Consider the following 9658-nt stretch of genomic DNA (forward strand, 5'->3'; position numbering starts at 1 on the left):
TCCAAAATTTAGGTTTTCATATGAATTAACTTATAATAAGATTGAAGATGAAAAACTAATTTAATTTTTTCTATTATGTGAAGAAATTAACATTCTTACACTTGAGGTGATTAATAATGGATAAAAAAGCGCTCATTATTATTGATTATACGAATGACTTTGTAGCAGATGCTGGTTCATTAACTTGTGGTAAACCAGCACAGGAAATTGAGCAAAGTATTCTTCAAATAACTAAAAGTTTCATTGAAAATCGAGATTATCTTGTATTTGCAGTAGACGTTCATGATGAGAATGATCCGTTTCATCCCGAAACAAAATTATTTCCACCTCATAATATTAGACATACTAAAGGAAGAGATTTATATGGTGGATTAATGGATTTATACAATTCAACAAAAGGCAATTCAACTATTCAATGGCTCGATAAAACTCGTTACTCTGCTTTTGCAGGAACAAACCTTGAGATAAAACTAAATGAAAGAGGCATTAATGAAATTCATTTAATAGGAGTTTGCACGGATATTTGTGTATTACATACCGCGGTCGATGCTTATAATAAGGGTTATAAAATAGTCGTTCACGAGCAGGCTGTTGCAAGCTTTAATGCAGCTGGGCATGAATGGGCATTAAGTCATTTCAAAAACACTTTAGGGGCGGAAATAAGATGAATTATAACTTCCAAGATGATAGCCTTGCACTTCATACAGACCTTTATCAAATTAATATGGCAGAAACTTATTGGGGAGATAATATTCACAATAAAAACGCTATTTTTGAACTTTATTTTCGTAAACTCCCATTTGGAAATGGATATGCAATCTTTGCGGGTTTAGAAAAAATAATCAGTTATCTACAGAACTTTAAATTTAGTCGTTCAGATCTTGACTATTTAAAAGAAGAACTCGGATATATAGATGAATTCATTCAATTTCTGTCTAATGTAAAATTCACAGGTTCAGTTAGAGCAATTCAAGAAGGTGAATTAGTATTTGGTAATGAGCCAATCTTAAGAATTGAGGCCCCGCTATTAGAGGCACAATTAATTGAAACTGCCTTATTAAACATTGTCAATTATCAAACATTAATTGCTACTAAAGCTTCACGAATTAAGCATATCGTTGGTAATGATACGTTAATGGAATTTGGAACAAGACGTGCTCAAGAATTTGATGCTGCCATTTGGGGAGCAAGAGCCGCTTATATTGGTGGATTTCATGCTACTAGTAATGTTCGTGCTGGTAAACTATTTAATATTCCTGTTTCAGGTACACATGCTCATGCGCTAGTGCAAGCATATCGAGATGAATACATAGCTTTCAAAAAATATGCGGATCGTCATTACAACTGTACATTTCTAGTTGATACATACGATACACTAAAAAGTGGAGTGCCTAATGCGATAAAAGTCGCAAAAGAACTAGGTGATAAAATTAATTTTGCAGCTATCCGACTAGATAGTGGAGACTTAGCTTATTTATCGAAAGAAGCTAGAAAAATGCTCGATGAAGCTGGTTTCGTAAATACAAAAATTGTTGCTTCGAATGATTTAGATGAATATACAATTTTAAATTTAAAATCGCAAGGAGCAAAAATTGATTCGTGGGGAATTGGAACAAAGCTTATTACTGCATATGATCAACCGGCTCTTGGCGCTGTTTATAAATTAGTAAGTATTGAAGATGAAGATGGGAAAATGATTGATACAATAAAAATTTCTCAAAACCCTGAAAAAGTAACAACTCCTGGACTTAAGAAATTGTATCGAATTATTAATACAGTTAACCACCACGCCGAGGCTGATTATATTGCCCTTGAAGACGAAGATCCAGGGTCTGAAGAAAAAATAAAGTTATTCCATCCAGTCCATCCATATATCAGTAAGTTTGTAACTAATTTTGAAGCTAGAGAACTTCATCACCAAATCTTTACTAAAGGTGAATTAGTCTACAAAGTGCCTGGAATTAAAGACATTCGGGATTTTGCTGAAAACAACTTAAGTGTACTTTGGGAAGAATACAAGCGTGCATTAAACCCTGAAGAATATCCTGTAGACTTAAGTCAAAAATGTTGGGATAACAAAATGGAAAAAATAGCAGAAGCTAGAAAGAAAACAGAGGAAATGAAAAATGGCTAAAATTGGGATTTATGGCAGTTCGTTTGATCCGATTACAAACGTACATTTATGGACTGCAAGTACGATTGCTCATCGTTGTCAATTAGACAAAGTTATCTTTTTACCATGCTCTTCAAAAAGAAGAGATAAACAATTGCATAATACTGATGAACATCGTTGGAATATGTTAAAATTGGCAATTCAAAACAACTCAAAGTTTATTGCAGACGATTATGAAATGAGCAAAGAGGCTTGGGAAGTTTTCACTTACTATACAATGAACCATTTTAAAGCGAAATATAGTGAAGATGAAGTTTATTTCATAATGGGTGCTGATTTACTAGAAGATATTGCAGAAGGAAAATGGAAATATGGGGATCAATTAGTTTCCGAAAATAAATTCATTGTAATGGCTCGTGATGGAATTGACATGTTAAAAACCATCTCTCGTTCTCCACTATTACGAAACAATGATAATGGTTCAAGATTTCATCTAATTGATAAAGGACTTGCGATGGAAATTAGTTCAACATATATCCGTGAAGAGTTTGCTAAAGGCGGCGAGCCGAGATATTTATTACCTGAGGATTGCTACGCTTATATTAAAAAATACAATCTGTACCAAAAGGAGAATGAAGATTGAACAGTTTACAAAAAGAAATCGTCGAAGAAATGAAAGTAAAACCAGTTATCGATCCTAAAGAGGAAGTAAGAATTAGTGTTGATTTCCTAAAAAGCTATCTTAAAAAACATCCATTTTTAAATGGTTTTGTATTAGGTATTTCAGGTGGTCAAGATTCAACTTTAACTGGTAAACTTGCACAAATGGCAATAGATGAATTAAATAGTGAGCAATCAGAAAAAAATTATCAATTTATCGCAATTCGATTACCATATGGCGTTCAAATGGACGAAGAGGACTGCCAAGAAGCGTTAAAGTTTATCCAACCAACTAAGACCTACACAGTAAATATTAAAGCTGCTGTAGATGCTAGTGTTAAAACATTAAAGGATATTGGCGTTGAACTTACTGATTTTGCAAAAGGTAATGAAAAGGCTCGTGAAAGAATGAAAGCTCAATATAGCATTGCTGCTATGAATGGATGTGTTGTCTTAGGTACTGACCATTCCGCTGAGGCTATTACTGGCTTTTACACTAAATATGGCGATGGTGGATCAGACCTTTGTCCAATTTTCCGTCTAAATAAGCGTCAAGGAAAGATGCTACTAAAAGAATTAAATTGCCCACCTAAACTTTATGAAAAAGTTCCGACTGCTGACCTTGAAGAAGATCGCCCACAATTAGCAGATGAAGTCGCTCTTGGAGTTACATATGATGACATCGATGATTATTTAGAAGGTAAAGAAATTAATAGTGACTCTCAAGCAAAAATCGAGTCATGGTTTAATAAATCTAGACATAAGAGACAAATGCCATACACTGTTTTTGATAAATTTTAATACAAAAAAGCTACCTATTCTAGATTTGGTAGCTTTTTCACTTTTGTACTCAATAAATGGATATGAAAATTAAAATTGGACAAGGTAATAATACAGTCATTAAGAAAGGAATGTTCATATTATGTGGATTTTATTTTTTATTCTTTTAATCTTATGGGTATTAGGTTATTTTACTTTCCATATCGCAGGCGGACTAATTCATATTCTATTAATTATCGCAATTATTGTATTTATCGTTAACTTATTTAGACGTAAAAAGTAGCAAATCTTTAAATACCTTTTCTACAAACAGAGAGCTTGATTATTCAAGCTCTTTTTCTTATGCCATTTCTATTCCTAATCCTGCTTTTAAACTCTTCTATATTCCTCTATTTTTGAATAAACTTCTATGAATGTCATAAATAAAGAGGAGCGAAATTATGCCAGTTAGTATGGAGCCTCCTATATCTATGGAACAAATGCTTCAAACAATTCGTACAGGACTTCCAAAAACACTTGAACCTAAAAATATAATCATTGTCGGTGCTGGGATATCAGGTTTAGTAGCTGCTTCACTTTTAAAAGGAGCAGGACATGAAGTAACAATTCTAGAAGGAAATAATCGAATTGGTGGTCGAATTTTTACTAATCGTAATTTTTATGCAGGACAGTATATGGAAAATGGTGCTATGAGAATACCGTCTATTCACTTGCTTGTTTTAGAATATATTAAGAAATTTAGCCTTCCTTTAGAAGAATTCATAAATAGCACCCCAAACGATATTATATTCGTAAACAATGTAAGAACTATTCAAAAGCTTTATGAAGAAAATCCAGACATTCTTAACTTCCCTACATCACCATCTGAAAAAGGCAAAACAGCTGAATATTTGGCTCAATATGCCATGCAACCTGTAACAGACTTCATTAAAAAGAATCCAAAAAAAAATTGGGAAATCGTTATTAAATTACTTGATCGTTTTTCGATGGAATATTATTTAAAATACAATCCATATGGTAGAACATTATCAGTTGGAGCCATTGATATGATTAAGGTTATGCTTGGGATGGAAGGCTTCCCTGAGCTTTCATTCACTGCCTTACTTCGAGAAGTAATGATTCTATTTACTCCTGGATTAAAGTTTTATGAAATAAAAGGTGGAAATGATCACTTACCGTATTCATTCCTACCTGAATTACAAGAAAATATTTTTTACCATCAAAAAATGAAAAAAATTGAACAACACGGCTCTTCCGTTACGATTCATACAGAGGATACACAAACCTCGCAGGCATATTCGGTAACAGGAGACTTAGCCATTATTACCATACCTTTTTCTTTACTAAACTTCGTTGAAATCATTCCACGCGATTTATTTTCTTATAACAAATATAAAGCAATTCGACAATTACATTATGTTCCTTCGACTAAAATTGGTTTACAATTTAAAACTAGATTTTGGGAGAAAGCTGGTTTTATTGGAGGAAAAATAACTTCTGACCTACCTGTTCGTTATTCCTATTTCCCAAGCCAATCTGTTGGTTCAGAAGGCCCAGGTGTCATATTAGCAAGCTATACATGGGAAGATAACGCATCAATTTGGGATAGCTTAACTGAAAAAGAACAAATTGAGAATGCGCTAGAGGATTTATCTAAAATTTACGGGAAAGAAATATATAATGAGTTTATTACCGGTAATACATTTAGTTGGGCAGAAAATCCTTTTTCAGGTGGAGCTTTTGCTATTTTCAAACCTGACCAGCAAACAGAGATTGCCCCCTATATATCAACTCCAGAAGGACTAATTCATTTTGCTGGTGATCACACCTCTACAGCCCCAGGTTGGATACAAGGTGCAATTGAATCCGGAATAAGGGTAGCATATGAGGTTAACGATTTACCTAAATCAAAAGCAAATGAGAATTTTGAAACACATGATCAAGCTTAAAAATTAGGTTTTGGATTTCTAACCCTAAATAATATGCCACGGAATTCAAGAAAAACATAAACCCCACAAGGAACAACTTGTGGGGTTTCATCATGATTTTATCCAATTTTTAAATACCCTACAGAAGGAACAAAAGAGTATCCTTGATTAATGACCATATCTGTTATTTCTGTCGTTTCAGCATCTCTGACTTGATGAAACAATTTATATTTTATTGATTTTACTTTCTTTCCTCTTAATACATTATTTAAATAAATTAACTCAATTTCTAAAAAAGGTATTCTGTACTTTAAATTATTCGTGATTCTATTTGTGATTAGTTCATTAAACTCAATATCGGCATTATTAACTGAAATTTTTTTCATATCATCTACCAATTTATTCTGTTTATCAGTAAACTCACTAATAATATATTCGATTTCCACTTTTGAAAGGGAACGAGTTTCTTTTAATGGCAATGTAACTTGATTTGTTTTTTCTTTACTAAATAGTCGTTTAAAAAATTTAATCATAGTCCCGTCCTCTTCAATTTTTCTTATTTATATTTTGTCATGATTAAACAAGATTGTAAAAATAATTTTTTTAGGCACTAATACTATTCTATTATTAAATCGAAATTCCTTTGTAGAATTGCTTCTCTTTTAAAATTTTCAGAACAAAATTTAATAATTCCAAGAGTCAGGGATTGCATTCGAAAATAAAAGACTTAATCAGATAAAAAACACCTAATATTAGGTGTTTTCACTCCGTTTCACATGCATAATTATCATGATCACGATCCATTTGTGCTTGGTAAGCTTTATTCCCTTTTGGTACTCCATTTGGATAGACTTTTCTTAAGTCTGCGCAGTTTTTAAAATACTGTTTATTATTGTTAGACGAATTATTCGTTTTTGTTTGATTGGTTTTATTTTTGCTCTATAACACAACATTTTAACAATAAAAACCAATTATGTATCGAAATATAGGGGGATTTTTCAATTTTAATGGACTTTGCTTTGCTATACTTTTTTAGGAATATAATGATCTCCATAAATAAAACGTTACGTAAGCTTCCCAGCCCTTCCATTTTGTAGCTATTTTCTTAATTTCTTCAATTGATGGTTTTTTCTCTAATGATAGTTGATTTTTTAATGCATTATGTATTCCTACATCAGCAATTGGAAACGCAGATTTCTCTTGTAAACATTTCATCAAGACGTAATCAGCCGTCCAGTTCCCAACTCCTCGAATTTCCAATAGTTTATTTAACTTTTTCTCGTATGATTCTAAACGACTTAGAGATTCTTTTGAAATGAGTCCATCTGTCATTAATTTTGCAATCCCAATCACGTATTCAGCTTTTCGTGTAGTAAATTTCATACTAGTTAAATCGGAAACCTCAAGTTTGGATATTACATCTGGAGTTGGAAATAGCCAAAATATTTCATCCTTCCATCTAAAGCTTTCTCCATATTTTTCAACAAAGCTTCTTTTTAAAGAAAATGCAAATGACAGATTGATTTGTTGACCCATAATTGCCCATGTAAATGCTTCAAACAAATCCGGAATTCCAATTACGCGAAGTCCAAAATGCTGTTCAATTAGCAATTGTAGCATTTGATGATCTTTACTTAATTGATAGAACTCGGTTAGGTCTCTACCTAAATCAAATAAATCCCATATAAATGCTGCTGCAGCTACTTTTATTTCTTCACTTGGATTTTGGTCTGGAAATTCAATTAATAATTCGTTCTGATCACTACTTACTTTTATTAAAATTAATCTATTTTCTATTTTAATAAGTTTTAAAAAATATTCCTCTTTAACTTGATGAAGTACCTCATTTTTAGATCGTGCTAGGAATACTAAGCATTCTTTAAAACTAAAATCTTTTGGTGTTAAGATGGATATGGAATTCTTATTTTTATCTAATACTAGTGATGCATTGAATTCTTTATACATATTAATCACCTCTTTCCACATTCATAAATTAACAGTTTCCTTATCTTGCTGTACGGACTTTCCCCTCTGTGATAGATAGCTATGTAAGATCATGCCGATCATGATAATAATCATTCCAATCCAAGAAATAATTGATGGAGATGCCGAGGATAAGAAAACCATTTCACCAATTACTGTGAATAATACTTCCATGGATTGGGTTGCTTCTACTGCGCCTAATTTTTGCATATTTCCCCTTACTAAATCAGTAGCTTGAAAAAATAATACAGTAGCAATTACACCTGATGAGATCGCTACAATTAATGATTGTGATACTTGGTTTTGACTTGGTAGTCCATCAGTATATAAACCATAGATTGATAGAATAATCCAAAACGGTAAACTGGCTAAGGTCATTCCTAAAACACGTTGATATACATCTAGCTTTCCATCACATAATTCCATCATTTTTCGATTGCCAAGTGGATATGCAAAGGAGGCAATAATAACTGGTAAAATACCTGTTAAAACTGTTGAAATAGCTATTTTTGTAGCTAACTCAATCTGCATTAATAAAATACCAAATATAATTAATAAAGACATGCCTAATCCTTTAAAAGGAATTTTCCCACGTACCTTCCGAATTCCATTTGATGTTTGAATTGAAATGAAGAAAAATGGTGCTAAAAGTGACCCAGATAAAATTGTGATCTGCCATGAACTTGCTATTAGCCATCCTGGAGAATAAACTGCAGCAAGGCAAATAGGGGCATAAAATAAACCGAATCCAATTGTTGACCATAAAATCCAACTTTTTAATTTGCCTTTCATTTCTTTCAATAGATCATACAAATTTCTTCTAGAGATTACGATGATTAATAAAAAAGGTACCATAAAAAAGTATCTTAAGGATGCGCTCCAAATCCAACTTCCACCAGATAGTTCCATCGAGCGGTTTAAAATAAATGTGATCGAAAAGAAAAATGCCGCTAATATTCCTAATAATATCGGGCGCATATTACCACCTCTATAACAATTTCAATTATCTTTTACGAAAAAAGATTTTCGGTTGAAACTTCCTTTAATTTTTTCCGCAAAAATTCAGGGTATAATTCAATTTCCTCAAGATTCTCTATACTTAATAGTTAAAAATTAATTACCTGTCCTTATATGTTATTAATTATTAGAGGCTTTTTCAACTAAATGAACCCCTCCAACCCACCAGTCTATTCCATTTAAATTCAGTCGATTTGCTTTTCCAGTTAGTACGTCTAATCCCCATTTAGTTAATTCAATTTTTGCTTTTGGGTTATGTTGCTTATAACGTGGTAATTCACTGTTACTACTTATTAATGGGTAATCACCTTTCATTAATTCATTTAGAATTGCTGCGAAATATAAATCGCTTAATCCATCATTTGTTTTTTGTCTTACGAGTTTATTAAATAGTTCTGCAAAGGAGTTAATTCCTTCATTGATCATTGATAATGCTAAAAATTCTACTTCATTTAATCCATTCTGTATAGAAGGAAAATATGATTTGTGACTTAATAAAGCTTGTTTTAGAAACGGAAGCGCATGACATTTTAGAATAAAATCATCAAGTTCATCTAGATTATTTGAACAATAAGCTTTCCATCCAGCACATGCTTCTTCTATTTGTTCGTCTGAAACTTCTTGTTTAGTTGGGAGTAATCCAATTAATTGTTCTGAAGATAATTGACCTAATCCGTGAAATGGTTCAATTCCTTCATATTCATTTATCGTAACCATCGAAATTTTTTGAAATCCAAGTGCCGATAATTCCGATATTAAATAAAGTATTGTCACCTGATCGTATCGGTCATGTTCGAACCATAGAACAACTTCCTCAGAACGAGATAGTTCATTTAATAATCGATATTGGCTTCGGCAATTTTCAATAAAAAAACTCGAAGGAATTTGTAGCTTTTGTTCAAAAAATTCTGCTCTTCTTTTATATGTTTCTTCTAAATTCCAATCTCGACTCAGTGGCCCAAAATCATACATTTCTCGCCATACAACAATCTTATCATTTAAAGATTTTATTTTTCCTCCAACCACATCACCATTTACAATATGATTCATCTATTCCTCTACTTTCTCCATTGGTTTAATTAAAAAGAAAATACAGTTCTTAATTCTTCTTACCGATCGTAGATTCCTCTTACATAATATTATTATTTTTTTTCAAAATAAAACCACCTATTTAAAT

At 32.1% G+C, this 9658-nt stretch carries 10 protein-coding genes and 1 pseudogene; 6 read left to right on the plus strand and 5 right to left on the minus strand.

All coding sequences use genetic code 11. The annotated features are described in order from the left end of the window. The first annotated feature begins 116 nt into the window (after window positions 1–116). The 6 genes from CN514_RS12705 to CN514_RS12725 all read left to right on the plus strand — a co-directional run bounded on the left by CN514_RS12705 (window position 117) and on the right by CN514_RS12725 (window position 5502). Window positions 117–668: a cysteine hydrolase family protein gene (locus CN514_RS12705; protein ID WP_098232911.1), complete on the plus strand. Its 552-nt coding sequence runs from the start codon at window positions 117–119 to the stop codon at window positions 666–668. Continuing rightward, window positions 665–2134 carry a nicotinate phosphoribosyltransferase gene (locus CN514_RS12710; protein WP_098232912.1) on the plus strand — a complete coding sequence of 490 codons (1470 nt, stop codon included), beginning with the start codon at window positions 665–667 and terminating at the stop codon, window positions 2132–2134. Before CN514_RS12705 ends, CN514_RS12710 begins: the two co-directional genes overlap by 4 nt. Continuing rightward, on the plus strand, window positions 2127–2756 hold the full coding sequence (gene nadD, locus CN514_RS12715) for a nicotinate (nicotinamide) nucleotide adenylyltransferase (RefSeq protein ID WP_056471873.1): 630 nt from the start codon (window positions 2127–2129) through the stop codon (window positions 2754–2756). The genes CN514_RS12710 and nadD overlap by 8 nt, the downstream gene beginning before the upstream one ends. Further along, window positions 2753–3574 (plus strand): ammonia-dependent NAD(+) synthetase, encoded by an 822-nt coding sequence (gene nadE / locus CN514_RS12720; protein ID WP_098232913.1) that lies wholly within the window; start codon window positions 2753–2755, stop codon window positions 3572–3574. Before nadD ends, nadE begins: the two co-directional genes overlap by 4 nt. A gap of 121 nt (window positions 3575–3695) precedes the next feature. Beyond that, window positions 3696–3836, plus strand: a complete 141-nt coding sequence (locus tag CN514_RS25315) for a lmo0937 family membrane protein (protein WP_170927396.1) — start codon at window positions 3696–3698, stop codon at window positions 3834–3836. Window positions 3837–3993: 157 nt separating this feature from the next. Continuing rightward, a complete protein-coding gene (locus CN514_RS12725) occupies window positions 3994–5502 on the plus strand; it encodes a flavin monoamine oxidase family protein (protein WP_098232914.1) in 1509 nt (502 codons plus the stop codon). 98 nt (window positions 5503–5600) lie between these two features. On the opposite strand, the gene CN514_RS12730 is transcribed toward CN514_RS12725, so the two are convergent. The 5 genes and pseudogenes from CN514_RS12730 to CN514_RS12750 form a co-directional block, all read right to left on the minus strand. Next, window positions 5601–6014, minus strand: coding sequence for a hypothetical protein (locus tag CN514_RS12730; protein ID WP_098232915.1), 414 nt, complete (start codon window positions 6012–6014; stop codon window positions 5601–5603). A 229-nt stretch (window positions 6015–6243) separates the two neighbouring features. Further along, window positions 6244–6363 (minus strand): annotated as a pseudogene (locus tag CN514_RS12735) (excalibur calcium-binding domain-containing protein); the annotation flags it as partial. Between the two features lie 150 nt (window positions 6364–6513). Next, window positions 6514–7446 carry a DNA-3-methyladenine glycosylase family protein gene (locus CN514_RS12740; protein ID WP_098232916.1) on the minus strand — a complete coding sequence of 311 codons (933 nt, stop codon included), beginning with the start codon at window positions 7444–7446 and terminating at the stop codon, window positions 6514–6516. Between the two features lie 21 nt (window positions 7447–7467). Then, window positions 7468–8442 (minus strand): DMT family transporter, encoded by a 975-nt coding sequence (locus CN514_RS12745; RefSeq protein WP_098232917.1) that lies wholly within the window; start codon window positions 8440–8442, stop codon window positions 7468–7470. Window positions 8443–8601: 159 nt separating this feature from the next. Continuing rightward, on the minus strand, window positions 8602–9531 hold the full coding sequence (locus CN514_RS12750; RefSeq protein WP_098232918.1) for a DUF1835 domain-containing protein: 930 nt from the start codon (window positions 9529–9531) through the stop codon (window positions 8602–8604). Window positions 9532–9658 lie beyond the last annotated feature (127 nt).

Source organism: Bacillus sp. AFS001701 (genome assembly GCF_002559405.1).
Lineage (GTDB): Bacteria > Bacillota > Bacilli > Bacillales > Bacillaceae_G > Gottfriedia.

Coding starts and splice junctions, on each gene's coding strand:
- CN514_RS25315 (WP_170927396.1), top strand. CDS start 3,696: ATGTGGATTTTATTTTTTATTCTTTTAATCTTATGGGTATTAGGTTAT.
- CN514_RS12725 (WP_098232914.1), top strand. CDS start 3,994: ATGCCAGTTAGTATGGAGCCTCCTATATCTATGGAACAAATGCTTCAA.
- CN514_RS12730 (WP_098232915.1), bottom strand. CDS start 6,014: ATGATTAAATTTTTTAAACGACTATTTAGTAAAGAAAAAACAAATCAA.
- CN514_RS12745 (WP_098232917.1), bottom strand. CDS start 8,442: ATGCGCCCGATATTATTAGGAATATTAGCGGCATTTTTCTTTTCGATC.
- CN514_RS12710 (WP_098232912.1), top strand. CDS start 665: ATGAATTATAACTTCCAAGATGATAGCCTTGCACTTCATACAGACCTT.
- CN514_RS12750 (WP_098232918.1), bottom strand. CDS start 9,531: ATGAATCATATTGTAAATGGTGATGTGGTTGGAGGAAAAATAAAATCT.
- CN514_RS12740 (WP_098232916.1), bottom strand. CDS start 7,446: ATGTATAAAGAATTCAATGCATCACTAGTATTAGATAAAAATAAGAAT.
- CN514_RS12705 (WP_098232911.1), top strand. CDS start 117: ATGGATAAAAAAGCGCTCATTATTATTGATTATACGAATGACTTTGTA.
- nadD (WP_056471873.1), top strand. CDS start 2,127: ATGGCTAAAATTGGGATTTATGGCAGTTCGTTTGATCCGATTACAAAC.